The following is a 26,040-nucleotide window of genomic DNA, read 5'->3' on the forward strand; positions in this document are numbered from 1 at the left end:
AATTCCCCGGCGGCGGCAAAGCCGGCCGGGGATCTGCGTCTGAGCATCACGCCATCAATGGCTGATCATCCACGGGCGTGCGCCAGGAAACGACTTGGCTGCGCCCGCTTGACCTTTTGGTTTGCAGCAACCGCATCCCGGCGCATGCGCACGCAATGGTGCGTGCGCACTGCGCTCGTTGGTCTCGAAAGCGCGGCGTCGGCTACCTGGCATGGCAGCAAACGACGGTGCGGCGAGGCTACGCGGTGCCGAACTGCCGCATTCCGGACAGACTGCGGGTTGCGCGAAGTCCGCCATCGCTGCGGCCGCCTCGAACGGACCGCAGTCGGCGCATAAATAGTGATAGCTCGGCATCAGAGAGTCTGCATCAAAGGTCTGGCGCCAGCGGCATGTCGATGCTGCCGTCGAGGAAGCGGGTCGGGCCGTTCGCACCAGGCGAGATGTCGAAGTCGAAGATCTCGGTCGGCAACCAGAGCGTCGCACAGGAATTCGGCACATCCACCACGCCGCTGATATGGCCCTGAACCGGCGCCGTGCCGAGGATCGACAGGGCCTGCGCGCCGGAATAGCCGAAGTTCTTTAGGTAGGCGATCGCATTCAGGCAGGCCTGACGGTAGGCGACGTTGACGTCGAGGTAGTGCTGTGCACCGTGCTCGTCGACTGAGATGCCTTCAAAGATCAGATAGTCCTGATAGCGCGGCGTGACCTTGCTCGGCTTGAAGATCGGGTTGCGTATGCCGTATTTCGCCATGCCGTCCTTGATCACGCTGTCGACGCGCATGTGTATCCAGCCCGGCATTTCGATGGCGCCGCAGAAGGTGATCTCACCGTCGCCCTGGCTGAAATGCAGGTCCCCGACCGACAGTCCGGCCCCCTCGACATAGACCGGGAAATACACCCGCGCGCCGCGCGAGAGATCCTTGATGTCGCAATTGCCGCCATGCTCGCGCGGCGGCACGGTGCGGGCACCCTCGGCAGCGGCGGCGTCGCGCGCCTCGCCCGACATCCGGCCCATGTGGGCGGTTGGCCCGAACGGCGGGTTGGCGAGACCCGGCACCCGGTCCGGATTGGTTGCGATCAGGCCGCGTTCGCGCGTGTTCCAGGTCTCCAGCAGCGGCTTGCTGGGCAGGCAGCCAATCAACCCGGGATGGATCAGTCCGGCGAACTCGACACAGGGGACATGGCGTGACCGGGTGAACATCCCGTTGATGTCCCAGATCGATTTCTGCGCCTGCGGAAAATGCTCGGTCAGGAAGCCGCCGCCGTTCTTCTTGGAAAAGAAGCCGTTGAAGCCCCAGGAGTTATGCGAGAACGCGCCAATATCGAGGAAGTCGACGACCAGCAGATCGCCGGGGCTGGCCCCCGCGACCCGGATCGGGCCACTGAGGAAATGCACGATCGACAGATCGATGTCGCGCACGTCCGAGGCGTCGTCGTTGTTCTTGATGAAGCCACCGGTCCAGTCGTAGCACTCGACGATGAAGTCATCGCCCGGCTTGACGGTCGCGACCATCGGGATGTCGGGGTGCCAGCGGTTATGCACCTTGTCGTTCTCGTAGGCCGACTGGCCGAGATCGACCTTGATCAGCGTCTCCGGCATTTGCCCGCACCCCCCAAAAGAGGCCGATGACACATCCGTGGGGGCGCCACATCCATACGTCATTCACCGTATGGCAAAGCCCCGATGGACGCGGCGGCGGCCGTCGCGCAAGCTGCCTCGTATGGCAGCAACGCAACGTCTCATCCCTTCGCGCCGGGAATATAATCGCTGGGTGGCGGACGAGACGCTCGAAGATTTCGCCCTGCGCTATACTCCGGCCTCGGCGCGGCGCTGGAGCGGCGGCGCCATCGCCAATACCGCAATGGGGTCGTCCTCATTCATGGCGTTGGAGGCGATCGGCGGCCTGATCACCTTGCGTTATGGTTTCGCTGTCGCCGCCCTCGCCATCCTCGTCAGCAGCCTGGTCATCTTCGCCACCGCCTGGCCGATCGCGTTCGCCTCGGCGCGGCGTGGCATCGACGTCGACCTGCTGACCCGCGGCGCCGGCTTTGGCTATATCGGCTCGACCATCACCTCGCTGATCTACGCCGCCTTCACCTTCATCTTCTTCGCGCTCGAGGCCACGATCTTCGCCGCCAGCCTGCAGGCCGCCTTCGGTCTGCCGGTGCAGCTCGGCGTTGTGCTGGCAGCCGTAATCGTGGTGCCGATGGTCACGCACGGCATTGCCTTCATCAATCGCTTTCAGCGCGTAACACAGCCGCTGTGGCTGGCGCTCACGGCGCTGGCGATCGCGGCGGTGCTGCTGCACGGCTCGGCGACGCTCGTCGCCTGGCGGCAGTTTCCCGGTCTTGCGCGCAGCGGCAGCAGGTTGGTGGACTTCGGGGCCGCTGCCTCGGTGATTGCCGCCCTGCTCGCTCAGGTCGGCGAGCAGGTGGACTACCTGCGCTTCCTCCCAGCACCCAATCCCGAGCAACGCTGGCGTTGGCACCTGGCCCTCCTGCTCGGCGGTCCCGGCTGGATCGTGCCGGGCGCGCTCAAGCTGTTCCTGGGCTCGCTGCTCGCAACCCTGGCCTTCAACGCCGGCGCGCCACCGATCCTCGCTGCACAGCCCGCGACGATGTATGCCGACGCCTTCGGCCTGCTCACCGAGCATCACGCCCTGGCGCTGGCGGCGACAACGCTGCTGATCGTCACCGCCCAGCTCAAGATCAATGTCACCAACGCCTATGCCGGCTCGATCGCCTGGTCGAACTTCTTCTCGCGCCTGACCCGGAGCCATCCCGGACGGGTGGTCTGGGTGGTGTTCAACGTCACGATTGCCGTGCTGCTGGTCGAACTCGGCATCTATCCCGCGATCGCCGCGGTGCTCGCGGGCTTCTCGGTCGTTGTCTGCGCCTGGGTCGGCGCGCTGGTCTCCGATCTGGTGCTGGTGCGCCCGCTGCGGCTGGCACCGCGCGTGAGCGACTTCAAGCGCGCGCATCTGTTCGACATCAATCCGGTCGGCATCGGCGCGATGGCCGCCGCCATCGGGCTGGGCATGCTGGCTTTGGCCGGCGGCTTTGGTGTGGTGGCACAGGCCTTCGCGCCATTCCTGGCGCTGGCGACTGCCCTGCTGGCCTGTCCGCCTTTGGCCCTGCTGACCGGCGGCCGGTTCTATCTTGCGCGCAAACCGCGCCGCAGCTGGGCCGATAAGGCGCCGGCCTGCCGGGTCTGCGGCGTCGGCTTCGCAGCACCCGACATGGCCTATTGCCCGGCCTATGGCGGCGCCATCTGTTCGCTTTGCTGCACGCTCGACGTACGCTGCGGCGATCTGTGCAAGCCGCACGCCCGCACCGCCGCACAACTCTCCGCCCTGCTGCAAGGGCTGGTGCCACATCGCCTGCGCGGGCGGCTCGGGCAGGCGCTGCCGCGCTTCCTCGCGCAATTCGCGGTTGCCTGCGTGCTGGTGGCGCTGCTGCTCGGCTCGGTCTATCTCCAGGCCGCCGGCGCCAATGCGGCGTTGCGCCTGTCGATGGCGCAGGCGCTGTGGCGCGCCTTCCTGGTGCTGTCCATCGTCGCGGGAATCGTCGTGTGGCTGCTGACCTTGGCGCAGGAGAGCAGGGGGGCGGCACTCGAGGAGAGCCGACGGCAGACGGCGCTGCTCGAGGAGGAGATCGCAGCCCACGGCCGTACCGACGCCGACCTGCACCGCGCCAAGGGTGTCGCCGAGGCCGCCAACCTCGCCAAGAGCCGCTTCGTCGTCGGTGTGGCGCACGAGTTGCGCACGCCGCTCAACGCCGTCCTCGGTTACGCACAATTGCTCGAGTTCGACGCGGCAATCCCGGAGGGGCGGCGCGAGGCGGTGCGCACCATTCGGCGCGGCGGCGAGCATCTGGCGCGCCTGATCGAAGGCCTGCTCGACATCTCCAAGATCGAGTCCGGCCGTATCCAGATCGAGCGCCGACCGGTGCGGCTTGCCGAGTTCCTCAGCCAGATCGTCGACATGTTCCGCCTGCAGGCCGAGGCTAAGGGGATCGCCTTCCGCTTTGCGCCGGCCGCGTCGATGCCCGGCGTCGTGCGCATGGACGAGACCAGGCTGCGCCAGGTGCTGATCAACCTGCTGTCCAACGCCATCAAGTTCACCAGCCAGGGCGAGGTCGCGTTCGTCGTCACGCGTCGTGGCGAAGTCACCGAGTTCAGCGTCACCGACAGCGGCCCGGGAATCGCATCCCACGACTTCGAACGAATTTTCGAGCCCTTCGAGCGCCTGGCCGGCGCGCCCGCGCACCATAATCCGGGGATTGGCCTGGGCCTGACCATCTGCAAGCTGCTCACCACAGTGATGGGCGGCGAAATCCAGGTCGAGAGCACGCTGGGGCGCGGCAGCCGGTTTCGCGTCCGGCTGCTGCTCTCCATTGTCCCTGGAACCGCCGCCGCGGCACCGCGCCCGGCGATGCTGCGCGGCTATGCCGGACCGCGTCGCACCCTGGTCGCCGCCGACGACGACGCGGTGCACCGCGCTTTGCTCGGCGAGGCGCTGACCCCGCTCGGCTTCATGCTGCACGCGGTGCCCGATGCGGCCGGCTGCCTGCGTCTCGCCGCCGAGGCGCATGACGGCGGCATCGACGCCTTTTTGCTCGACGTCTCGATGCGCGCCCTCGACGGCCCGCAGATGGATGGCTGGCAAATCGCTCGACGCCTGCGCGAGAGCGGCTGGCGGGTGCCGATCATCGTGGTGTCGGCGCATCCCGAGGAACTGTCGCCGGACAGTCCGCACGACGCCTTCCTGAGCAAGCCGATGAGCATCCCGGCCTTGCACGAGACGCTCGGGCGATTGCTGCGGCTGGACTGGATCGAGGCCGCCCCGACGACGGAGCCCGCCGAGGCCGCCATGCCGGTCCCGCCGCTCGACGAGCTGTGCCGACTCGCGCGCACCGGTCACGTGCGGGCACTCTCGACTCGCGTGGAGGCGTTGCACGCGGCAATGCCCGACGACGTACGCCTCAGCCGTCTCGCCGACGCGGTGCGCGGCTTTCGTCTTGACGAGGCGGAGGCGATCCTGGCCGAGCTCTCAGCAGGCGCCTGAGCCAGGAGCATGGACGGCACCATCCTGATCGTCGACGACAGCCCCGACACGCTGGGCATGCTCACCGCCGCCCTGGAGGCGGCGGGCTTCACCGTGCTGGTGTCGCTCTCCGGCGAGCGCGCACTCGAGATCGTGCATGCCGCGCGTCCGGACCTGGTGCTGATGGACGCGGTAATGCCCGAACTCGACGGCTTCGAGACCTGCCGCCGGCTGCGTCGCATCCCCGGCACCGCGACCCTGCCAGTGATCTTCATGACCGGGCTCGCCGATACCGACCACGTGATCCGCGGGCTGCAGGCCGGCGCCGTCGATTACGTGACCAAGCCGGTGGCGGTGCGCGAGATGATCGCCCGCATCGAGGTGCATATCGCTGCCGCCCGGATGATGCGCAGTGCCCGCGCCGCGATGGAGATGTCCGGGCACGCGCTGTTCGCGGTCAGCGACACGGGCGCGCTGCTCTGGGCGACGCCGCGCGCCGAGAGCCTGCTGGCGGCGGCCCGGCTTGAGGGCGCCCCGCTTGCCGAGACGCTTCGCCCGCTGCTCGCCGGCGAGGCGCCGCTCGGCACGTTGCAGCGCGACACGACCGAAATCGGCCGGGTCGGTGTGCTTGGACCCGACGAGACCCTGCTGCGTATCGAGACCACCCACGCCTCGCGCACCGAGCAGCGACTGCGCGCCCGCCTGCCGGTAACGCCGCGCGAGTGCGAGGTGCTGCTCTGGCTCACCCGCGGCAAGACCAACCGCGACATCGCCGAAATCCTCGGCCTGCGTCCCCGCACCGTGAACAAGCATCTCGAACAGGCCTACGCCAAACTCGGCGTCGAGAACCGCGCCGCCGCCGTGGCGCTGACCCTGAACGCCTTGCGCGACTGAAGCCCGCGTTGACACCACTGAGACGCGGCTGCATGACGAACCCATGACCGGGGTGTCCGCATACGCGGACTGAGATCACACCCGTCGAACCTGATCTGGGTCATTCCAGCGAAGGGAGGCATGTCGATGGACAAGAGCCGTTCGTTCACCGTTTGCGCGTGCGGTGTGGGTCTGCTTGGGGCCGTGCCGGCGTTCGCGCAGCAGCAACCGGGGACCGAGCAGATCACCGTCACCGCGCCAGCTTCTGCCGGCGGCGGCCTGATCGCGCCACGCACCGACGCTCGCTCGGTGAGCGCCGTCTCGCGCGACTTCATCGCCCGCCAGGCGCCGACCGAGAACGCATTCCAACTCATCTCGCTGCTGCCGGGTGCGAACTCAGCAAGCGCCGACCCGCTCGGCTTCTCGACCCAGGTCGATCTGAGCGTGCGCGGGCTCGGCCAGGACGAGATCGGAGCACTACTCGAAGGCATGCCGCTGAACGACGCCGCCTATTACAACTCCTATCCCTCGCAATTCGCCGACACCGAGAACATCGAGGACATTTCACTCACCCAGGGCTCCGCCGATCTCGACGCACCGCTGCTCAACGCCGCGGGCGGTGTGCTCAGCCTCACCCTGCGCGATCCCTCGAAGCAGGCGGGCGGCTATGTCGATACCTCGTACGGCTCCTATCACACCAACCGCGAGTTCATCCGGCTCGACAGCGGCACGATCGCCGGCTTTCGCGGTTTCGTCTCATACTCTCACGCAAGCGCCGACAATGCTGGCGGCTCCGGCCGCGACAAGCGCCAGCATGTTGACCTGAAAATCGTGCGTGACTGGGGGCAGCGCAACCATGTCTCGCTGCTGCTCACCTGGCACGATGCGACCACCACCTCCTACCTCGAGCCGACGCTCGCGCAATGGCAGCAGAACGGCCGTTCGAATCATTACGACGGGACGTTCTCGCCCAGCGACATCAATTATTGGCGGCTCTACCAGGACCCTTATCGGCTGGTCTATGCGTCGATGCCGTCGCACTTCACCCTCGCGCCCAACCTGCAATTCGCAATCGTGCCCTACGCACAATATGGCTACGGCAACTCTCCGGGCGGCAGCCTGCTTGCCACCAGCGGGCTGTATCAGGGCACCGAGCCGGTGGCCGGCAGCATTACCCTGCCGGGTGCCGTGGGCGGCCAGGCGGCGGTGCTGGCGGATTATACCGGCCTGACCTACCGCGCCGGCGTTGTCCCGCAAGTCCATCTCACGCTGGGCGCGCAGCGTCTGACCTTCGGCGCCTGGTACGACTATGTCGACGAGCACGACACCCAGCCCTTCAGCGCGCTCAGTGCCGACGGCACGCCCTCCGACAGCTGGGCGGAGCGATCCGGCAGCGTTGTCAAACTTGCTAACGGGCGAACGCTGTTTGCCTCCAACACCCATATGATCGCGCAGACCAACGCGCTGTTCGCCAGCGACCGGATCACGCTGGACGGCGGCCGCCTCACGCTCGATCTCGGCTTCAAGGAAGCCGTGCTCTCGCGCACCGGTTGGGACGCGCTGCCGGGTCCGCAATACCGCACCGGCCTGAACGATTCCGAGCCGCTGCCGCGCGCCGCCGTCGACTGGCGGCTCGACCGCGTGAACCAGCTCTTCGCCAACGTCACGACGAATTTTCGCGCGCCCGCGCAAAGCGCGCTGTTCGCCACCATCGATCCGTCCAGCGGCAGCATCGTCAGCGCCGCCGCCACCAATCTGAAACCGGAATATTCAATCGTCGAGGAGCTGGGCTACCGCTACGACGGCAAGCTTCTGGTCGGCAGCGTGACGCTGTTCAACTACAACTTTACCAACCGCCAGATCACCACCGTGCTCAATCTCAACGGCGCGCTGATCGGCGGCACCATCAATGCCGGCGGCCAGACCTCGCGCGGCGTCGATGCCGAACTCGGCCTGAACCCCTGGCATCATCTCAGCCTCTATCTCTCCGGCGAGTATCTCTACGCAACCATCGACAACGACATCGCCAACGGTGGCGACCTGCTGCCAACCGCCGGCAAGATCGCCGTGCGCAGCCCCCGCTTGCAGGGTGCTGTCGGGCTCACCTACGACGACGGCACGCTGTTCGGCGTCGCCACCGTCAAATACGTCGGCTCGCAATACGCCACCTTCATCAACGACGAGCGGATCGCCGCACACACTGAGGCCGACCTGGCCCTCGGCGTGCGCCTGCCGTCGTTCGGCCCCGCTTCACACCCGCAGCTCCGCCTCAACCTGGTCAACGTCACCGACAATGCGTTCCTGTCGTCCGTCGCCAACCCGACCACCAACGCGCACGACACGGTCGGCCGCTACGGCACCGTAATCGCCGGGAGTGCCCCCACCTACCTGATCGGCGGCGGCTTCGCGGCCCTGCTGACCGCCAGCAGCGGGTTCTGAGCCATGCGCCGTCGCTCGTTGCTGGCCGCTGGCCTGGCGCTTTCGCTCCCGCGCCCAGCCGCCGCCGCGGACAAGCTCACGGTAATCCTCGACTGGTTCATCAACGCCAACCACGAATCCCTGTTTGCCGCGCAATATTGCGGCGACTACGCCCGCGCCGGTCTCGACGTGCGCTTCATCGCCCCAGCCGACCCCTCCTCGCCGCCGCGCCTGCTCGCCGCCGGGCAGGCAGATCTCGCGGTCAGCTACCAGACCGAACTGCCGTTCCTCGCCGCACGGGGGCTCCCGGTGGTGCGCGTCGCCACCCTGCTTGACCAGCCGTTGGAAGTGCTGATGACGCTGCCAGGCTACGGCATACGCAAGCTCGCCGACTTCAAGGGCCGCAGCATCGGCGTCGCGGTGGGCCCAGGTGAGGACGCCCAGCTCGACGCCATGCTGGACTCCGCGGGCCTCAAGCCAAACGACGTCCGCCGCGTGCAGGTCAATTTCCAGGTCGAGCAGGCGCTGATGTCGCACAGTGTGGATGCCGTCATGGGCGGCATGCGCAACTACGAACTGATCGACCTACGCCAGCGCGGCCTCTCCCCGATCGCCTTCCGGCCCGAGCAGCACGGCGTGCCGCCCTACGACGAACTGATCCTGCTGGCCCGTCGCGACAACGCAGCAAGCCCAAAGATCGCCCGCTTCCTCGCCGCCCTACGCGTGGGCACCGCCCGCCTGCAAGCCGATCCCGGCTTCGTCTGGCGCAAATTCGCCGCCGCCCACCCGGACCTCGACACCCGCCTGAATCGCGCCGCCTGGACCGCAACCCTGCCGATGCTTCCGGCCGACCCCGCGCATCTCGATCTCACCCGCTACGAGACATTACAGCGCTTTCTCGTGGCATACGGGGCGCTGCGCGATGCGGTGCCGGTGGCGACCTACGTTCGGTAGAATTTGGTAGTCTCTCAGTGCGAGACCCGGCAGGGGAAGACCTCCAACAGTCCCCTAATCACTAAATCGGCGGCCGGGCCATTCAACATATCAGGGTGGGCCATCGCATAACGCTGGAACGATAGAATGATCTGCCTTCCAGACGTTTTGGCCGGCAAGCAAATCCCTTGTCGTATAGTTGGAAGGCTTACCACATCGGCCACGGCATCGACGTAAGCCGTGCAAGCTCCCGACGCGTTTCCTTTGCAGAGTTCATAGAGCCGGTCCCCGCTCACAAACGCGTTTATTGTTGATGCTTGGGCACCGGCCGACAGCAGCCACGTTGCAGTCAGAACACCCGCGAGTTGCGCAAAGCGCTCTGTCGCATGGTAGGCGGATCGCCAATAAATCCGGCTAGGCTTCACGTTCATAATGCCGCCTCACTGCTACCTAAAGGCTTATCCGCATTCGTTGCAAACTGAGTGGTCCTTTTGCATCTACTCTAACCCAAACGAAACGGATGGCTAGAGTGAAACCAAAAACTGTCCATATATTTTAGGCAAACGGCATGCAAATCTATGAGCTGGCAATGTGGCCGGTTTAAAATATGTCTCTCATAAAAGGGCGGCTCGCATTTTCTTGCCTCGTCATATATCCTGAGGGGAAAGCATGGAGCCGACGAGGTATGACACGAAACATCATTAACCCGGAAGAGGGCGCGGAGTTGAAGCGTCTCTACATAGAGCACGCTACGGCGACAAGCTACGCTGTCGCTGTCCTTCGGGACATGGGCATGAATTCTCCTGAGTTTCGTGCGGCCGACGAAGCGGTTACTAAACTTTGGCCTCGTATTCGGCAGATTCTGGGCAACTCCGACCACCCGTGGACGGCTTAGATGTCTCCAAGGAGAGAAGCGCCGCGCCGACCTTATCGGCGGTAGCAGTCAGTCTCTGGCCGCAAGCGTCCCCAGTCTTTTGAGTTGCTTCCCGACAGACGGCTTTGCCGGGGTGTTTGACCGGGCATAACCCATCTATGCTATACATCCTTAATGCAAAGCAGGGAGGAGTCTTTGATCAACTCGTCTTTCGGTATCGATCGACTGGTGACATGGTGCGGCGAGCAACATGCTAGCCACTGCAGGCAGGTGGAAATGCTCGAGAACGGCGAGTTGCGTACGCACAGCGAGCGGTGCAATGAAGAGCAACACGATACTTCGCAGGAATCTCTCAACCACGCGCGCCAAAAGGTAGCTGAGTTGGATCGTCTTTTGCAGGGCTTGTCTCCTGCTTCAATCCAGTCAGAGAAAGACGCACAGCGCCTATAGGGTTCCGGAGGCGAGAAACGCCCGGCCGACCTGATCGACACGGCGATGAAGTTCATGCGTATAGCGACCGACACGGAGCAAGACGAACAAAAAGTCACGACCACGGTTAACTGAGTAGCGAGGCGTATGGCGGTTCTGTCGAAGACGGCTTGCTGAATGGAGGTTGGACGGGTGGTCTTGATTGTATGCGGTGCGTCGCCGATCCGCACGACGTGCGGGCGCGTGTGACAAGGTGTCGCTGGAGCATGTTGAAGCTGTGCACCGGGTGCCCGTTGCCGGCTTGGCGCAAAGCGGCCTTTTTCTTTGCGGCTGCGTGCTCGTCCGGATAACCTTGTACTGTAGTTGCGGTCACGGCGCGGGTATCCAATAAGGCAAGCTGTAGTGGGTCGCCCTCGTCCGCAAGGGCCTGGATTGAGGTTGCAAGGCGGTCGCCCAGTCCAAGCCAGCGCGCTTGAGATCGGCTTCGATATGCGCGTTGTTGGTTATGCCGCGATTACCGACAAGGACCACGCCATCAAGCTTGAATCGCTCGCGCAGCATCTTGACCTGGGTCTGCCAGCATCGCCCGATCGGCTGTGTTGGAGTCGCGCGAATGCACTCTGCCTAAGACGAGCACCTCAATCGCCATCTTGAAGCCGTCAGCGAAACGCGGGACGTGCTCGGGGTATCAACACCTCCCCAGCCGGTCTCTGCCCGGCACTACGCCATCAGAAGCGGAACCGAAGACAATTTGCGCATTGCCGCCTAAAGGCAGCGGTTTCTACCCAAACGTCAGGCACCCGGTTGCGTGGAAGTTGCCACGGCGACGCCTGGCTTTGCGACCGGCTCCATATCGAGCCTGACCTCAGAGGGGTAGGTATAGTTGGCGCCGCTGGCGGCATCGACAATGAACCCTACTGCGCCACCGGCCAGGATATTGCCGAACGTCATGCCGCCGAACGACGGGGTCTGTGAGATGGTCGCGACGCGGAATCCGTCCTTCTTGCACGTGACACTCAGGTCGTTCTTGCTCTTGTCGATGCGTACGCTTCCAGGCGTGGGGTTCACCATCCCGAGAACCCTGCCCGCCCTGCTGACGGTGCATTGGGCACCTGCAGGATTTGTGGAGACGGTGAGGTTCTGGTTGCTACCATTGACGATGGTGGCGCAGCCTGGAAGCATCCCGGCGAGGGACAGAAGCAAGCAAGTTCGTATCGAAGTCATTGTCTCGGGCTCCGTTGGGCTCCCAACTGCCGCCTCGCGGCTGGGATGACGATCCCGTAACGATGCAGTAATGGCATTAACAATGAATGAAGGGCCGCATGCGGATTGGATGTTCTGATGCTTTGCGCGATCGGTATCCCTAAGGGGCTGGGTCGTTGGGGGGAAGCTGACGACGTAGATGGTCTCAGGGCTGCCCACGGTATCGGCGCCACCGAGAATCTCTGCCGTTGACGCGGCCGCAATCACGTAGTTTAACTACGTGAAATCGGGCTGTCATAAGGTAGCTCGCGTCATGGGAGGACGGTAGGGATGACCCGTACGACTGGCCTGGGGCTTTTGGCGTCGGCTGCGGCGATGGTGATGGTGGCGTCGGGGGCACACGCGGCGTGCCTGATCGGCATGTCGAACTACACGCTGGCGGCGCCCTATTTCGCAGCACAGGACGCCGAGGCGCACAAGAAGGGTGCGGCGGAAGGCTGCAAGGTGATCTCCGCCAACGGCCAGAACGACATGACCAAGCAGATCTCCGACATCGAGGACATGGTCTCTCGTCATGTCGATCTGCTGCTCGTCAATGCGCGCGATCCGGAGGGGCTGGTGCCCGCGGTCAAGGCGGCGGTGGCGGCGGGGGTCAAGGTGGTCGCGGTGGATAGCGGCCTCGATCCCAAGGCCGGCTACATTACGCTCGTGCAGTCGTCGAACACCCAGAACGGTCTGCTGGTCGGGCGGTGGCTCGCCAACAAGATGGGCAGCACGCCGATGAAAATCGCTTTGCTCAGTGGCGACAAGGGCAACATCGTCGGACAGGAGCGGCGTGATGGCGTGTTTGCCGGCATCGTCGAGGGTCAGCTTGCCGGCCAGGGCCATGTGAACTTCACCGTCGTCGGTCAGGGCTGGGGCGGCTGGAACCAGCAGGGCGGCATGACCGCCATGGAGGATCTGCTGACAGCGCATCCCGACATCAATGTCGTGATCGGCGAGAACGACAGCATGGTGCTCGGCGCGCAACGAGCCCTTGAACAGCATAAGCGCGATACTGGTGTCACGTTTGTTGCTGCCGCCGACGGGCAGAAGCAGGCAATCAAGCTGATCGAGGACGGCAAGTATGGCGCGACCGGTCGTAATGATCCGACCTTGGTTATCGACACCGCCATCGACGTCGGCATGAAGGCGCTGCATGGCACCCTGCCGAAGGACTTTCCGAAGACCGACTACACCAAGCCGGTCGCGATCACCAAGGCGAACGCGTCGCAATACTACAAGTCCGACGCCGTTTTCTGAGCCGTCACGTGGCCGCGCTGGTCGAGCTCAAGGGCATCAACAAGCGCTTCGGCGGCGTGCTGGCGTTGCGCGCCGTCGACTTCACGCTCGAAGCCGGGGAGGTGCATGCCTTGCTGGGCGAGAACGGCGCCGGCAAGTCGACCTTGATGCGCGTGCTCGGCGGCGAGGTCGCGAGCGAAAGCGGCGAAATCCTGCTCGATGGGCAGGCGGTCCGCATCGCAGGGCCGCGACAGGCCTCCGAGCGCGGCATCGCCATCATCCATCAGGAGATGGCGCTGGCGCCCGACCTTTCGGTGGCCGAGAACATCTTCCTTGCCGAGATGCCGGCCGCGATCGCGTGGCCGGCGTTGCGCAGGCGCGCCCGCGAACTGATCGCGCGTCTCGGCTTTGCCATCGATCCCGCCGCCATCGTTGGCGAACTTAGCGTCGCGCACCGCCAGGTGGTCGAGATCGCCAAGGCACTGTCGCGCAATGCCCGGATTATCGTCTTCGACGAGCCGACCGCGGTGCTCGCGGTGCGCGACGCCGAACGCCTGCTCGGCATCATCGACACGCTGCGCGGCAGCGGCGTCGGCATCGTCTATATCTCGCACCGGCTCGACGAGGTGTTCCGCATCGCGGACCGCATGACCATCATGAAGGACGGCGCGCGGGTCGGCACGGTGCGCCCGTCGGAGGCCTCGATCGACGCGGTGATCCGCATGATGGTGGGACGGCCGCTCTCGACCCTGTTCGGCGAGCGCGGCGAACGCCAGGTCGGCGAGGAGGTGCTGCGCGTCGAGAACTTGTCCGACGGCAAGCGTGTGCGTGGCGTGGGTTTCACCGTGCGCGCCGGCGAGATCGTCGGCCTCGGCGGCCTGGTCGGCGCCGGGCGCACCGAAGTCGCCCGGATGATCTTCGGCGCCGACCACAAACATAGCGGCACGGTGACGATCCGCGGGGTCGCGACGCATATCCGCAAGCCCAAGGACGCCGTGCGAAACGGCATCGCTTTGGTGCCCGAGGACCGCAAGGGACAGGGCGTCGTGCTCGATTTGCCGATCCGGGTGAACGCGACGATGGCGCGTCTCGGCCCGCTGACCAACCTCGCCGGGTTCATCAAGCGGCGCCGGGAACGCGAGACCGCAACCCGGCTCGGTTCCGACCTACGCATCCGCATGTCGGGCATCGACGCGCCGGTCGGCTCGCTGTCCGGCGGCAACCAGCAGAAGGTGGTGCTGGCCAAGTGGTTCCTGACGGAAGCCGATCTGGTCATCCTCGACGAGCCGACCCGCGGGGTCGATGTCGGCGCCAAGGCCGAGATCTACACCCTGGTCCACAGCATGGCGGCGGCCGGGCGCGCGGTGATCGTGATCTCTTCGGAACATCTCGAACTGTTCGGCCTGTGCGACCGCGTGCTGGTGATGAGCGAAGGCGAGCTGCGCGGCGAATTGCAGCCGGGCGACTACAGCGAGGAAAACCTGCTCTCGCTCGCAATACGCGGCGAGGCCGAAAGGATGGTGCACTGATGGCCGATGGTGCGATCGCGACCGACACGCCATCGGCGGCTGGCCGGCCCCGGTTCGACCCGGTGACGGCGTTCCGTCGCTATGGGACGCTCGTAATCTTCGTGCTGATCATCGCCGGCGCCACCTGGCAGTCGCCCGACTTCCTGACCGTCGGCAACATCATGAACGTGCTGCGACAGGTCTCCGGCACCGGCATCATGTCGGTCGGCATGCTGTTCGTCATCCTGACCGGCGGCATCGATCTGTCGGTGGGCTCGGTGGCCGCACTTGGCAGCGTCACCGCCGCACTGATGTTGCAGCAGCACGGCAGTTTCGTCTCGCTGGGTGCTGCGATCCTCGCGGGCGCCGCCTGCGGCGTCGTCTCCGGCTTCACCGTGGCCTATCTGCGCCTGCCGCCGTTCGTGATGACCTTGGCGGTGATGACCATCGCTCGCGGTCTCGCTTTGATCTTCTCCGACGGCCAGCCGATCATGATCGGCGACAATGGCGCCATGCTGAACAACGTCATCAACGGCTACATCGCCGGCATCCCGAACCCGGTGCTGCTGATGGCCGCGGTGTTCCTCGCGGCCGGAGTCACTCTTGGGCTGACCAGGTTCGGACGGCTGGTGCAGGCGACCGGGTCCAACATCGAGGCGGTGCGGCTCTCGGGGATCGCGGTGCCGCGCTACATCCTCGCCGTGTATGTGATCTCGGGTGCACTGGCGGCGGCGGCCGGCATCATCATCACCGGCCGCTCCGGCGTCGGCTCGGCCACCGTCGGCACCGGCGCGGAGCTTACGGTCATCGCCGCGGTGGTGATCGGCGGTGCCAGCCTGATGGGTGGTCGCGGCGGCGCGCTCAACACCCTGCTCGGCGTGCTGGTGCTCGGCGTCATCGGCAACATCATGAATCTCGCCGGCGTGCCGGGCTACAGTCAGGACGTGTTCATGGGCGTGATCATTATGGTCGCGGTGCTGCTGCAACAGGGCTCGCAATGGCTGCGCCGCTGAACCAGGGACGCACCCTGGCGATCGATGTCGGCACCGGCAGCGTGCGGGCTGGCCTGGTCGATCGGACCGGGCGCATCCTGCGCATAGAAAGCCGCGAGCATGAGCAGATCGTGCCGCAACATGGCTGGTCCGAGCAGCGTCCGGAGGATTGGTGGGCCGGCGTCGTGGCGGTCGTGCGCCGGCTGCTCGACGGTATGGACGCCGAGGGACACGGCATCGAGGCGGTCTGCATATGCGGCCAGATGCACGGCACCGTGCTGCTCGACGACGATCTGCGTCCGGTCCGCGAGACGGTGCCGCTGTGGAACGACAAGCGCACCCTGGCGCTGGTGCAGGTGTACGAGCGCGACGATCCGGACTGCCGCACGCTCGCCGACTGCGCCAATCCGCCGACCCCGGCCTGGCCCGGCTTCAAGCTGCAATGGCTGCGCGACAATGATCCCCCCGCCTGGCGGCGCGCGCGTCTGGTGCTGATGCCCAAGGACTATGTGAACCTGCGCCTGACCGGCGCGGTCGCGACCGACCGCACCGAGGCGTCCTGTTCGTTCCTGATGGACCCGGTGCGTAACGACTGGTCGGACGTGATGATCGCGCGGCTCGGCCTGGACCGCGCCATGCTGCCAACGATCCGCATGCCGCACGAGATTGTGGGCCGGATCACCGACGCGGCGTCGCGCGAGACGGGTCTGCCCGCCGGGCTGCCGGTGCTGGTCGGCGGCGGCGACTATCCGGTGGCGCTGATCGGCTCCGGCGCGCATCGGCCCGGCCTCGGTTCCGACGTGACCGGCACCTCGTGCATTGTCACCCAGATCGTCGCGCGTCCGATCCTGCATCCCGAGATCTGCAATGTCGCGGTCGCGGACGCCGCATGGGGCGCCTTCGTGCTGCTCGAATCCGGTGGTGACGCCATGCGCTGGGCGCGCCGCGCGCTGCACGAGAACGCTGTCAGCTACGACACCCTGGTCGCCCGTGCCGCCGAGGCCCCGGCCGGCGCCGACGGGCTGCTGTTCCTGCCTTATCTCGCCGGCGAGCGCCTCGGCGCCTATCGCAACGCACGCGCCCAGTTCTTCGGGATTTCGGCGGGGCACGGGCTCGCGCATCTGCACCGCGCGGTGATGGAGGGCGTCGCGTTCTCTGTGGCGCGGCATCTGCGTATCATGGAGGCGGCGTCGGGACACCCGATCGAGCGGGTGATCGCCTCCGGCGGCGGTGCCAAGACCCGGCTCTGGCTCGAGATCAAGGCCAGCATCTACGGCATTCCGATCCTGGTTCCCGAAGAGGCGGAATGCGGCGTGGTCGGCTGCGCGGCGTTGGCACTTCTCGCTACCGGCCGCGCCGCAAACCTCGATGAGGCGGTCTCCATGACCGTGCGGCATGCCGCCGAGGTCGCGCCCAATCCGGCCTGGACCGAGCGCTACAGCCGGATGCTGGAGGTGTTCGACTCCGTCTATCGCAACAGTCAGAGCCAATATGCACGGCTCGACGAACTCGCGGGGTAAGCGATGCAGGTGTTCCAGGCCGATCTGTTCGCAGGCAAGACGGTCCTGGTCTGCGGCGCCACCAGCGGCATCGGGCTTGCCATCGCCGCGGGGTTTTCCGCTCACGGCGCGGACGTCCTCGCCGTGGGCTCGTCGCAGGCCAAGATCGACGTCCTCCGCGTGGACCCCGCTTTTGCTGGCCTGCGCTTTGTGGCACTCGACGTGCGCAGCCAGAGCGACATCACCGCCTGCCTCGAAGCCGAGCCGCGGCTCAACGTGGTGGTCAACGCCCAGGGCATCGCCCGCCCCGACGATGAATTCAATGACGACGTGTTCGCCGACGTGATCGCGGTCAACCTCACCAGCGCGATGCGGATCGCGATGGCGGCGCGCGCGCAGCTTGCACGCAGCGGCGGCTGCATCATCAACATCGCCTCGATGTTGAGCTATCTCGGCGCACCCGATGTGCCGGCCTATGGCGCCAGCAAGACCGGCCTGCTGGGCCTGACCCGCTCGCTCGCCCATGCCTTCGGCCCGGAGGGCATCAGGGTGAATGCGATCGCGCCCGGCTATCACCGCACCGCCATGACCCGCCCACTCTGGCAGGAGCCGCAAAGCTGCGAGGCGATCGCGCGCCACGCCGCGCTGCGCCGCTGGGGCACGGTGGACGACCTGGTTGGGGCGGCTTTGTTCCTGGCCTCGCCGGCGGCGTCCTTCATCACCGGAGCCGACCTGCCGGTCGATGGCGGCTACCTGGTGGGCGCGGTCACCGGCTGAGACAGCCAATGGAGAATACCCCCGCCATGCCTGGCCTATTGCCCAGCACCACCGTTGCGGATCCGCGCTCCGGCGCCCTGCACGGCGCCACAGGACGTTACGAGAAGCGATTCTCCGATCTGCGCGGCCTGTTCCTCGACGAGGCGGCGCTGGCGCGTCGGATCGAGGAGACCAACGACGCGGTCGCCTACGCGGTCGAGGAGTTCCGCCCCTCGGAGCGCGCCGGCGACCTGATCTTTGGCGTGAGCACATTGCAAGCCGGGCAGATCGGGCGCGAATTCGCCATGACCCGCGGCCATCTGCACGCCCGCAGCGATCGGCCCGAGATCTATTACTGCCAATCCGGGCATGGGCTGATGCTGATGGAGCAGGTCGATGGCACCGTCGAGGTCGCCGAGATGCGGCCGCAGAGCATCGTCTATGTGGCGCCGCACTGGATTCATCGCAGCGTCAATGTCGCCGCCGTGCCATTGGTGACGGTGTTCTGCTACCCAGCCGACGCCGGACAGGATTACGACATCATCGCGCGCGCCGGCGGCATGCGTGTGCTGATCGTGCCGGACAAGCAGGGCGGCTGGCAGCAGGAGCCGAACCCGCGCTACCGCCTGCGGAATGCCGCGCCGTGACTCTCGACCGGCCAACCTTGTTCTTCATTGGGGTCTCGACAGCGCAGTCCTCGATCATGCGGATTTTCCCACGCTGGGCAAAGGCTCTGGGCTTGGGCGATTGCGCGATCGCGGGACTCGATTTTGCCCTGCACGACCGGCCGGAGGCCTACCGCGCGGCGGTGAAGGCCATCAAGGGCGACCCCCTGGCGCGTGGCGCGCTGGTCACCACCCACAAGATCGACCTGCTCGCGGCCAGTGCCGACCTGTTGGACGAACTCGACCCGTTTGCAGCCTCACAGCGCGAGGTGAGTTGCCTGTCCAAGCGTGACGGATTGCTGATCGGCCATGCCAAGGACCCGGTCTCGGCGGGGCTGGCGCTCTCGGCGATGGTCCCCGCCGGCCATTGGGCCGAGACCCGCGCTGCCGCACTGGTGATGGGTGCCGGGGGTGCTACCACGGCGATCACCTGGAACCTGACGCGGCCGGAACTTGGCGCCGATCGACCGTCGCGGATCGTCGTCACCGACATCCTGCCCGAGCGGCTGGAGGCGCTGCGCCGCTTCCACGGCAACGACATCGCCATCGAAACGGTGCTGACCACGACCGCGGCCGAGAACGACGCGCTGTTGGCGCAGCTGCCGTCTGGCTCGCTCGTCGTCAACGCCACCGGCCTCGGCAAGGACCGTCCCGGCTCGCCGCTGAGCGATGCCGCGCTGTTCCCGCGCGACGCCTTGGTCTGGGACCTGAATTATCGCGGCGACCTGCTGTTCCTGGCTCAGGCCGAGGCCCAGGCGGGGGCGCAGGCGGGCGCGCGTGGCCTGCGCATCAACGATGGCTGGACCTACTTCCTGCACGGCTGGACGCAGGTGATCGCTGAGGTGTTCGCGGTCGATATCCCAACCTCGGGACCGCGCTTTGAAGAGCTCTCCAACCTCGCCGGCGGCCCGCCGCGCGCCCATCCATGAAAGCCGCACGCGGGCGCATCCTGGTCACGCCGCGCTCGCTGACGGCGGCACCCGAAGACACGCGCCGCCGGCTCGAGCAGGCCGGCTTCGAGGTCGTGCTGTGCACCGCCGGCCATACGCCCAGTGAGGCCGAACTGCTGCGTCTGCTGCCCGGCTGCGCCGGCTGGATCGCCGGGATCGAGCCGGTCTCCGAACGGGTGCTGCGCGCAGCAGCCGGTCTGCGCGCGATCAGCCGCAACGGCGCCGGCACCGACAATTTGCCGCTCGCAACCGCGGCCGAACTCGGTATCGCGGTGCTGCGCGCGCCGGGTGCGAATGCGCGCGGCGTCGCGGAACTCGCCATCGGCCTGATGCTGGCCTCGCTGCGCGCGATCCCAACACAAAGTGCCGATCTGCGTCGTGGCGCCTGGCAGCGCCGCCCAGGTGGGGAGATCGGCGGCCGGGTCGTCGGCGTCGTCGGCTGCGGCGCTGTCGGCCGTTACGTCATCAACGGTTGCCGCGGGCTCGGCGCGCGGGTGCTCGGCTTCGATCCGTTCCCGTCGTTCGCGCCGCCAGACGGGTTTGCCTGGCGCGGGCTCGACGCCCTGCTCGCCGAGTGTGACATCGTATCGTTGCACTGCCCGCCGCCGTCGGACGGCCGGCCGCTTCTTGATGCGCAACGGATCGCGCAGCTGCGCCCAGGCTGCCATCTCATCAATACCGCACGTGCAGGCCTGGTGGATGAGCTAGCACTGCTCGCGGCGCTGGAAAGCGGTCACGTCGCCGGTTACGCCACCGACGTGTTCCCCGTCGAGCCGCCGCCGCCGAGCAAGCTGCTGGCGCATGAGCGTGTGATCGCAACACCGCATGTCGGCGGCTTTACGGCCGAAAGCGTGCGTGCCGCCGCCGATGCCGCCGTCGACAACCTGCTCTCGGCACTCACAGCCGCATGACCATGCGCGGCCCGTCGCTAATCTGGCTCGGCCAGGCCGGGTTCCTGCTCGATCTCGGTGATATCGTCGTGCTGATCGACCCGTATCTCTCCGACAGCCTCGCCGAGAAATATCGCGGCCGGCGCTTCGCACACCTTCGCATGATGGCACCACCGATCACCGCCGAGGCGCTGGCCCGCGTCGATCTCGTGCTCTGCACGCACAGGCATGGCGATCATATGGACCCCGGCACCCTGCCGGTGATCGCCACCCGCCATCCCGACTGCCGCTTCGTCGTGCCGGCCGCCGAACGCCGCCACGCACAGACGCTCGGGCTGCCGGAGGACCGGTTGGTCCTGGCGGCGGCGGACGAGACGATCGAGCTGCTCGGCCTTGCGATCACGCCGGTGCCGGCAGCGCACGAGAGCCTGGAGTGCGACGAGGCCGGCCGGCATCGCTTTCTCGGTTACGGCATCGCCGGGCGCGGCTGCGCGCTCTATCACAGCGGCGACTGCATCCCCTATCCCGGCCTTGCCGCGCGGGTCGCGGCACTCGGCGCGCGCCTGGCACTGCTGCCGGTCAACGGCCGCGACGCCGAACGCGCGTCGGCGGGAATCCCCGGCAACTTCACCCTCGACGAGGCGGCAGCGCTCTGCCGCGAGGCTGCCATTCCCGTCATGTTGGCGCATCATTGGGGGATGTTCGACTTCAATACCTGCGATCCGGTCGCGATCGCGTCATTTGCCGCCACAACCGAAGTGCCGCGGATCATCATGCCGCAGCCGGGCCTGCAATTGCGGATCGGATCGGATGGCTAAGCCGTCGCGCGTCGCCGGCCCCTTCGCCGGCAACGTCCTGGAGCTGATCCTGGTCAGCCTGCCGGACCTGCGCCGCTCCGACCGCCGCGTCGCCGAGCACGTCCTCGCCGACCCGCGCGCCGCCCTCGGTGCCAGCATCGCCGAGACCGCGCGCGCGGCACACGTCAGCGAGCCGACGGTCATGCGCTTCTGCGCCGCCCTTGGCTTCGAGGGCTACCAGGACTTCAAGCTGCGGCTGGCGCAGAGCGTGGCCCTTGGCATGCCTGCGACGCAGTCGGTGCTGGAGCGGGCCGACTCGCCGCGGACGCTCACCGACAAGGTGTTCGACTACACCATGAACAGCCTCGACCACGCGCGCCGGCAGATCGATCATGCCGCCATCGGCGAGGCGATCGAGATGCTGGTGGCGGCGCGGCGGATCGAGTTCTTCGGCTTCGGCGCGTCCTGGATCGTCGCCGCCGACGCGCAGCAGAAATTCCCGCTGTTCGGGGTGCCGTGCGTCGTGCATCTCGATGACCACCAGCAATTCATTGCTGCCTCGATGATGCGGGCGGGCGACGTCGCGGTGGCGATCTCCAACACCGGCCAAACCACCGGCCTGATTGAGATCGCGCATGCCGCGCGCGAGGCGGGGGCAAAGGTGATCGCCCTGTCCGGCAGCGGCACGGCGCCGCTGGCGCGCCTATGCGACCTGGTGCTGCTGGTCGAGACCCTGGAAAACACCAACGTCTACACGCCGACGATCTCCCGGCTCGCGGCGCTGACCGTGATCGACGTGCTGGCTGTAGGGGTGGCGATGCGTCGCGGCCCGGAGCATCAGCGCCGGATCGCGCGCATGAAGCAGCGGCTCAGCACCATGCGCAGCACGCCGCTGCAAACGCCCGACGAGCGCGCCTGATTTAGCGGCGGAAGGTTGCGACCAGCACGTCGCGGTATGCCTCCCGGCCGGCATGCAGCGGACGGATCGCGGTGACGCCGTGATAGACCCGGCCGTCATCGACCAGGGCCGTATCGAGCGGCTCCGACAGGGTGAAGCTGCCGAGCAGGCGGCGTTGCAGGTCGTGGATGCTGGTGACGCCGCTTTCGACGTTCTCGCGCGCCACCAGCAGCACCAGCACCCAGTCGACGCCGTCGCGGTGCAGGCCTTCCGGGGTCGGCTGGCCCTGCTCGCCGTCATGCGCCTCGATGCGGAACTGGTGCAGCTCGACATGCCAGTCGGCCGGCCGCAGCGCGGGCGGCGTCAGCGGCGTGAAGATGCCCTCGCAGGTGGCCAGGATCGCGCGCAGCACAAGATGGTTGCCGATCGGGTCGGTGACAGGTGCGAACCAGCGCTCGACCCCTCCGTTGAGCAGGTTGTAGTCGCGGCTCTGGTAGTGCGGCTGGTGCGGCTTGCGGGCGATATGCCCTTGTCTGACCGAGAAGGTAGCATGACGACGGCGCCGGTAGCGGCCACCGTCGGCCATGTAGCGATCGAGGCCAAGATCGTTCCAACTCTCGGCGAAGTCGCGCCAAGCCGCTGGTTCATCCGGCATGCAGTGTCGCAGGAGTGCTGCGCGCATCTGAGGTGCACGCAGCAGCGCGAAGCCGTCCTTTGCAAGGCCGCCCTTTGTAAAGGCGAGGGGCTGGTCAGACATGCGCGCTCTCCGTTTCATGGTCGAAGCCGGGCAGCGCCAGCGTGCGCGCCGGCATGGCGATATGGTGCGCCTGCAAGGCAAGATTCAGGCGTCGGTAGAATTCGCGCTGCACCGGCCAGCGGCCAGAGGTGGTGCAGCGGATCGTGCCGCTGATCGCGACTGCATATTCGCCGATGCTGTCGACGCCGTTGAGGCCGAAATCGGCGATGATGAAGTCCGCAAAGGCTTCGTCCTCGCGCAATCCCTGGCCGATCTCTGTCAGCAGCGCGCAGACCCGGTCGGTATTCTCGCCGACGGCGATGCTGACCGTGATCGCCGCGACCGCGAAATCGCGCGACAGGTTGATCATGGTGGTTACCGAGGAGAACGGGATGATCTGCACAGAGCCGTCGCCGGCGCGCAGCCTCAGGGTGCGGATTGAGAGATGCTCGACGGTGCCGGTGACTCCGGCCGCGGTGACGGTGTCGCCGACCTGCATCGCGTCTTCCACCAGCAGGAAGATGCCGGTGATGAAGTCCTGCACCAGCTTTTGTGAACCGAAGCCGATGGCGACCCCCAGGATGCCCGCACCGGCAAGCAAGGGCGCGATATCGACGCCGATCTGGCTGAGCACCGACAGCCCGACGACAATCGCGAGGGTGACGAACAGCACCGTGCGCAGGATCGGCAGCAAGGTCTGCAGCCGTAGTGCGCGCGCTGCCTGTTCGGCGTGGCCGAAGCGCACAATCTGGCGGTCGAGTGCGGCGTTGGCCGCCTCCCAGGCGATCACCCCGAGGCCCAGCGCGAGCAGGATCGCGATCAGTGCCGAGACCACGCGCGTGCCTAACGCGCCCTGCGTGAACCAGGACACCGCGGACAGTCCCCAGGCTTGCAGCAGCAGCACCAGGCCGATGCCGACAAAGGCGGCCGCGATCAAGCGACGCAGCAGTGGCACGTAGCGCGCCGCGCGCAGCTCCAGTCCGGGGTAGCGCTGCTCCACGGTGTCACCCGCGCGCAGCATTCGGGTCAGCAAAGCGAGCAGTGCCGCCGCTACCAGGCGGCAGCCAAAGATGATCGCAACGCTGACCAGGAACAGCCGCCAGATCTTAGCGTAGCCGTCCCGCACATGCGCTGCGTAGATGACCCACAGCGCGAAATCGAAGAACAGAGCCGCGATCCACCAGTATTGCGCCATGCGTGTGAGCACCAGCCCGAATGCGGTCTGCCGCCACCGGCGCGGCGGCGAGAGCACCGTGGCAACCCGGTGGCGCAGCCGCCAGATCAGCAGGGCGACCAGGATATGTTCGACCAGCGCGATGGCGCGGGTCAGCGAGCGCTCTGCGGCGCCGGGGAGTTGCAGGATGCCGCCGATCTCGATGACGGTGATCGCCACTACCGGCACCACAACCAGCCAGGCCCACCAGCGGTTCAGCAACACCGCGCCGGAATCGCTCATCCGGATGAGCCGCACGCGCGGCGCCCGTGGCGCCAGCAGCATGTCCACGCCCAAGGTGAGCAGGCGGCCGAGCCCATAGAGATTGATCGCGGTGACGGTGACCATTTGGCTCACGGGATGAGCAATGAAGGTGCCAGCGACGAAATTGCCGATCGCCAGAAACAGCGCCAGCGGCAGCAGCTTGACGAGCAGGCGCAACACGGCGAACGGCACCCGATGCAGCAATGTGAGAGACCTTGCCTCGGGCGTTTCCGCCACGTCGGACTCCGGTGGCGTGGTGGTGTCGGCGTCGCGTGCGAGTGCCCGCAGCGGCCGGCGCAGCAGCCTGATGACCACCTGCTCGGCCAGCAATGCCGCCAGGAAGACCGCGGTGCTCCGCCAAGCGGCGTCCACGAGCACGGCGCGGCTGTCGGGATGGCGCAGCTCGCCATCGAGCCAGCGCGCGGCGAGCACGGAATTGGCAAACATGCCGCCGAACGTGTCGACCTGCGTCAGCGCCAGCCGGCGCGCGACCCCCACTTCGCTTAGCAGTTCGCTGCCGACGCTGTTCGGCGCCAGCACCACCTTCGGCGATGGTTTCGCGGCCGTTACCGGCGCGGGCACGCTCTTGGCGATAGCATCCAGTGTGGCGATGAAGGCGGCGCGTTGCTTGGGATTGTTCAGCACGGTGAGCACCTGCTGCGCCTGCGTTGCACTGATCGGCGGCGCCGCGGGAGCAGCCGCCGGTGTGGCCGCATGCGCGAATCCGGCAAGCAGCAACAGAGCCGCCAGGATGGTCGTTCGTGTGCCTGTCGATCGCATGCGCTCTCCGCCGCCGGCTTCAATGGTCCGGCTTGGAACAACGCGCCGGCCGCGCTGTCAAATGCGCCCCCTAAGGGACGATCCGAAGTCGGGCGCGCGCTTCGATGGTCGGGCCGTCCAGCGCATGCAGCGCATCCAGGAGTGCAACCTGCAGCGTGCCGGGCCCGGGCGCCCGCGCGCCCGCCAGTTCGCCGGCAAGGCCGATCAGCACCATGCCATGGACTGCCGCCGCGAGCGGGTCCGCGACCACGGCCAGGCACGCGCCAATGATCGCGGTTGCGGTGCAGCCCAGTCCGGTCACGAGCGGCATCATGGGATGGCCATTGTCGATGGCCACCATGCTGATCCCATCAGTGGCATAGTCGGTCGCGCCGCTGACCACCACGGCGCTGCCGGTGGCCCGCGCGAGCGCGCCCGCGGCCTCTCGTGCATCGTCGGACGCGGCCCGGCTATCGACGCCCCGCGAAGCTTGGCCGCCCGCATCGCCCGCACCCGAGAGCCGGGCCCCAGAGAGCCGGGCCCCAGAGAGCGGGGCCCCAGAGAGCGGGGCCCCAAAGAGCCGGGTAAAGGCGATGATCTCCGAGGCGTTGCCGCGAATTACCCGCGGCTTATGCGCAAGCAACCCAACAGCCACCTCCGAGCGATACTGAATCACGCCGACCGCGACAGGATCGAGCACCCACGGCGTGCCCGCCTGCCGGGCCGCGGCGGTGGCGAGCGCCATCGCGCTTGCGCGTCGAGCATTCATCGTGCCGAGATTGATCACCAGAGCGTCGGCGAGGGCGGCGAACTCGACCACCTCCTCTTCGCCCTCGACCATCGCCGGCGAGGCGCCGAGCGCCAGCAGCGCATTCGCGGTGCTGTTGGTGACCACCAGGTTGGTGATGCTGTGCACCAGCGGCGTGCGCGCCCGCAGCGCCAGCAGGCTGGCGGCAACGTGCTGAGCGGTCATGACGTTGGCGATCACGCGCCGGACCGTGCAGCAGGTGGCGCCGGTCAGTCAAACGTTCCGTGGCAATTGTTTTTGGCAACGCCC

General features: G+C 66.8%; 21 protein-coding genes and 1 riboswitch. Of the genes, 14 read left to right on the plus strand and 7 right to left on the minus strand.

What is annotated here, in order from left to right; genetic code table 11:
- Window positions 1-54: 54 nt before the first annotated feature.
- Window positions 55-354 (minus strand): zinc ribbon domain-containing protein, encoded by a 300-nt coding sequence (locus tag ACQY4K_RS13540; RefSeq protein WP_428390719.1) that lies wholly within the window; start codon window positions 352-354, stop codon window positions 55-57.
- A gap of 13 nt (window positions 355-367) precedes the next feature.
- The gene (fmdA, locus tag ACQY4K_RS13545; protein ID WP_428390720.1) at window positions 368-1,600 is read right to left on the minus strand and encodes a formamidase; all 1,233 of its coding nucleotides are present in this window, start codon (window positions 1,598-1,600) and stop codon (window positions 368-370) included.
- Between the two features lie 121 nt (window positions 1,601-1,721).
- Between fmdA and ACQY4K_RS13550 the strand changes: the two genes are divergently transcribed.
- From ACQY4K_RS13550 to ACQY4K_RS13565, 4 genes are all read left to right on the plus strand, one after another.
- Window positions 1,722-5,066 (plus strand): hybrid sensor histidine kinase/response regulator, encoded by a 3,345-nt coding sequence (locus ACQY4K_RS13550; protein WP_428390721.1) that lies wholly within the window; start codon window positions 1,722-1,724, stop codon window positions 5,064-5,066.
- Window positions 5,067-5,075: 9 nt separating this feature from the next.
- Window positions 5,076-5,939 carry a response regulator gene (locus ACQY4K_RS13555; protein ID WP_428390722.1) on the plus strand — a complete coding sequence of 288 codons (864 nt, stop codon included), beginning with the start codon at window positions 5,076-5,078 and terminating at the stop codon, window positions 5,937-5,939.
- A 38-nt stretch (window positions 5,940-5,977) separates the two neighbouring features.
- Window positions 5,978-6,073: riboswitch (TPP riboswitch) on the plus strand.
- The gene (locus ACQY4K_RS13560) at window positions 6,066-8,357 is read left to right on the plus strand and encodes a TonB-dependent receptor (protein WP_428390723.1); all 2,292 of its coding nucleotides are present in this window, start codon (window positions 6,066-6,068) and stop codon (window positions 8,355-8,357) included. It overlaps the preceding riboswitch by 8 nt.
- A 3-nt stretch (window positions 8,358-8,360) precedes the next feature.
- Window positions 8,361-9,290 (plus strand): ABC transporter substrate-binding protein, encoded by a 930-nt coding sequence (locus ACQY4K_RS13565; protein WP_428390724.1) that lies wholly within the window; start codon window positions 8,361-8,363, stop codon window positions 9,288-9,290.
- Window positions 9,291-9,304: 14 nt separating this feature from the next.
- On the opposite strand, the gene ACQY4K_RS13570 is transcribed toward ACQY4K_RS13565, so the two are convergent.
- A complete protein-coding gene (locus tag ACQY4K_RS13570) occupies window positions 9,305-9,700 on the minus strand; it encodes a Rap1a/Tai family immunity protein (protein WP_428390725.1) in 396 nt (131 codons plus the stop codon).
- Window positions 9,701-11,364: 1,664 nt separating this feature from the next.
- The gene (locus ACQY4K_RS13575) at window positions 11,365-11,775 is read right to left on the minus strand and encodes a hypothetical protein (RefSeq protein WP_428390726.1); all 411 of its coding nucleotides are present in this window, start codon (window positions 11,773-11,775) and stop codon (window positions 11,365-11,367) included.
- Window positions 11,776-12,105: 330 nt separating this feature from the next.
- Here ACQY4K_RS13575 and ACQY4K_RS13580 point away from each other — a divergent pair, with 330 nt between their 5' ends.
- Genes ACQY4K_RS13580 through ACQY4K_RS13625 form a run of 10 tightly spaced genes read left to right on the plus strand, consistent with a single transcriptional unit; the run spans window position 12,106 to window position 22,032 of the window.
- Complete coding sequence (locus ACQY4K_RS13580) at window positions 12,106-13,077, plus strand: substrate-binding domain-containing protein (protein ID WP_428390727.1); 972 nt, start codon at window positions 12,106-12,108, stop codon at window positions 13,075-13,077.
- Between the two features lie 8 nt (window positions 13,078-13,085).
- On the plus strand, window positions 13,086-14,585 hold the full coding sequence (locus ACQY4K_RS13585; RefSeq protein WP_428390728.1) for a sugar ABC transporter ATP-binding protein: 1,500 nt from the start codon (window positions 13,086-13,088) through the stop codon (window positions 14,583-14,585).
- Complete coding sequence (locus ACQY4K_RS13590; protein ID WP_428390729.1) at window positions 14,585-15,577, plus strand: ABC transporter permease; 993 nt, start codon at window positions 14,585-14,587, stop codon at window positions 15,575-15,577. Before ACQY4K_RS13585 ends, ACQY4K_RS13590 begins: the two co-directional genes overlap by 1 nt.
- Window positions 15,562-17,076: a xylulokinase gene (locus tag ACQY4K_RS13595; protein WP_428390730.1), complete on the plus strand. Its 1,515-nt coding sequence runs from the start codon at window positions 15,562-15,564 to the stop codon at window positions 17,074-17,076. Before ACQY4K_RS13590 ends, ACQY4K_RS13595 begins: the two co-directional genes overlap by 16 nt.
- A gap of 3 nt (window positions 17,077-17,079) precedes the next feature.
- Window positions 17,080-17,832, plus strand: coding sequence for an SDR family NAD(P)-dependent oxidoreductase (locus tag ACQY4K_RS13600; RefSeq protein ID WP_428390731.1), 753 nt, complete (start codon window positions 17,080-17,082; stop codon window positions 17,830-17,832).
- 26 nt (window positions 17,833-17,858) lie between these two features.
- Window positions 17,859-18,458 carry a glucose-6-phosphate isomerase family protein gene (locus ACQY4K_RS13605; RefSeq protein WP_428390732.1) on the plus strand — a complete coding sequence of 200 codons (600 nt, stop codon included), beginning with the start codon at window positions 17,859-17,861 and terminating at the stop codon, window positions 18,456-18,458.
- Window positions 18,455-19,405 carry a shikimate dehydrogenase family protein gene (locus tag ACQY4K_RS13610; RefSeq protein WP_428390733.1) on the plus strand — a complete coding sequence of 317 codons (951 nt, stop codon included), beginning with the start codon at window positions 18,455-18,457 and terminating at the stop codon, window positions 19,403-19,405. The genes ACQY4K_RS13605 and ACQY4K_RS13610 overlap by 4 nt, the downstream gene beginning before the upstream one ends.
- Window positions 19,402-20,337: an NAD(P)-dependent oxidoreductase gene (locus ACQY4K_RS13615; RefSeq protein ID WP_428390734.1), complete on the plus strand. Its 936-nt coding sequence runs from the start codon at window positions 19,402-19,404 to the stop codon at window positions 20,335-20,337. The genes ACQY4K_RS13610 and ACQY4K_RS13615 overlap by 4 nt, the downstream gene beginning before the upstream one ends.
- Window positions 20,334-21,134, plus strand: a complete 801-nt coding sequence (locus ACQY4K_RS13620; protein WP_428390735.1) for an MBL fold metallo-hydrolase — start codon at window positions 20,334-20,336, stop codon at window positions 21,132-21,134. Before ACQY4K_RS13615 ends, ACQY4K_RS13620 begins: the two co-directional genes overlap by 4 nt.
- Window positions 21,127-22,032 carry an SIS domain-containing protein gene (locus ACQY4K_RS13625; RefSeq protein WP_428390736.1) on the plus strand — a complete coding sequence of 302 codons (906 nt, stop codon included), beginning with the start codon at window positions 21,127-21,129 and terminating at the stop codon, window positions 22,030-22,032. The genes ACQY4K_RS13620 and ACQY4K_RS13625 overlap by 8 nt, the downstream gene beginning before the upstream one ends.
- A 1-nt stretch (window position 22,033) precedes the next feature.
- On the opposite strand, the gene ACQY4K_RS13630 is transcribed toward ACQY4K_RS13625, so the two are convergent.
- The 3 genes from ACQY4K_RS13630 to ACQY4K_RS13640 all read right to left on the minus strand — a co-directional run bounded on the left by ACQY4K_RS13630 (window position 22,034) and on the right by ACQY4K_RS13640 (window position 25,956).
- A complete protein-coding gene (locus ACQY4K_RS13630; protein WP_428390737.1) occupies window positions 22,034-22,768 on the minus strand; it encodes a 2OG-Fe dioxygenase family protein in 735 nt (244 codons plus the stop codon).
- Window positions 22,761-25,004 (minus strand): mechanosensitive ion channel family protein, encoded by a 2,244-nt coding sequence (locus ACQY4K_RS13635; RefSeq protein ID WP_428390738.1) that lies wholly within the window; start codon window positions 25,002-25,004, stop codon window positions 22,761-22,763. Before ACQY4K_RS13635 ends, ACQY4K_RS13630 begins: the two co-directional genes overlap by 8 nt.
- 70 nt (window positions 25,005-25,074) lie before the next feature.
- Window positions 25,075-25,956 (minus strand): hydroxyethylthiazole kinase, encoded by an 882-nt coding sequence (locus ACQY4K_RS13640; protein ID WP_428390739.1) that lies wholly within the window; start codon window positions 25,954-25,956, stop codon window positions 25,075-25,077.
- Between the last annotated feature and the right edge of the window lie 84 nt (window positions 25,957-26,040).

The sequence above is a fragment of the Lichenicoccus sp. genome (genome assembly GCF_965276875.1).
Classification (GTDB): Bacteria; Pseudomonadota; Alphaproteobacteria; order Acetobacterales; family Acetobacteraceae; genus Lichenicoccus.

What these genes read in the sequence shown, in the direction of transcription:
- ACQY4K_RS13540 (WP_428390719.1), bottom strand. Translation starts at nt 354, where the DNA reads ATGCCGAGCTATCACTATTTATGCGCCGACTGCGGTCCGTTCGAGGCG.
- fmdA (WP_428390720.1), bottom strand. Translation starts at nt 1,600, where the DNA reads ATGCCGGAGACGCTGATCAAGGTCGATCTCGGCCAGTCGGCCTACGAG.
- ACQY4K_RS13550 (WP_428390721.1), top strand. Translation starts at nt 1,722, where the DNA reads ATGGCAGCAACGCAACGTCTCATCCCTTCGCGCCGGGAATATAATCGC.
- ACQY4K_RS13555 (WP_428390722.1), top strand. Translation starts at nt 5,076, where the DNA reads ATGGACGGCACCATCCTGATCGTCGACGACAGCCCCGACACGCTGGGC.
- ACQY4K_RS13560 (WP_428390723.1), top strand. Translation starts at nt 6,066, where the DNA reads ATGGACAAGAGCCGTTCGTTCACCGTTTGCGCGTGCGGTGTGGGTCTG.
- ACQY4K_RS13565 (WP_428390724.1), top strand. Translation starts at nt 8,361, where the DNA reads ATGCGCCGTCGCTCGTTGCTGGCCGCTGGCCTGGCGCTTTCGCTCCCG.
- ACQY4K_RS13570 (WP_428390725.1), bottom strand. Translation starts at nt 9,700, where the DNA reads ATGAACGTGAAGCCTAGCCGGATTTATTGGCGATCCGCCTACCATGCG.
- ACQY4K_RS13580 (WP_428390727.1), top strand. Translation starts at nt 12,106, where the DNA reads ATGACCCGTACGACTGGCCTGGGGCTTTTGGCGTCGGCTGCGGCGATG.
- ACQY4K_RS13590 (WP_428390729.1), top strand. Translation starts at nt 14,585, where the DNA reads ATGGCCGATGGTGCGATCGCGACCGACACGCCATCGGCGGCTGGCCGG.
- ACQY4K_RS13595 (WP_428390730.1), top strand. Translation starts at nt 15,562, where the DNA reads ATGGCTGCGCCGCTGAACCAGGGACGCACCCTGGCGATCGATGTCGGC.
- ACQY4K_RS13600 (WP_428390731.1), top strand. Translation starts at nt 17,080, where the DNA reads ATGCAGGTGTTCCAGGCCGATCTGTTCGCAGGCAAGACGGTCCTGGTC.
- ACQY4K_RS13605 (WP_428390732.1), top strand. Translation starts at nt 17,859, where the DNA reads ATGCCTGGCCTATTGCCCAGCACCACCGTTGCGGATCCGCGCTCCGGC.
- ACQY4K_RS13615 (WP_428390734.1), top strand. Translation starts at nt 19,402, where the DNA reads ATGAAAGCCGCACGCGGGCGCATCCTGGTCACGCCGCGCTCGCTGACG.
- ACQY4K_RS13620 (WP_428390735.1), top strand. Translation starts at nt 20,334, where the DNA reads ATGACCATGCGCGGCCCGTCGCTAATCTGGCTCGGCCAGGCCGGGTTC.
- ACQY4K_RS13625 (WP_428390736.1), top strand. Translation starts at nt 21,127, where the DNA reads ATGGCTAAGCCGTCGCGCGTCGCCGGCCCCTTCGCCGGCAACGTCCTG.
- ACQY4K_RS13630 (WP_428390737.1), bottom strand. Translation starts at nt 22,768, where the DNA reads ATGTCTGACCAGCCCCTCGCCTTTACAAAGGGCGGCCTTGCAAAGGAC.
- ACQY4K_RS13635 (WP_428390738.1), bottom strand. Translation starts at nt 25,004, where the DNA reads ATGCGATCGACAGGCACACGAACGACCATCCTGGCGGCTCTGTTGCTG.
- ACQY4K_RS13640 (WP_428390739.1), bottom strand. Translation starts at nt 25,956, where the DNA reads ATGACCGCTCAGCACGTTGCCGCCAGCCTGCTGGCGCTGCGGGCGCGC.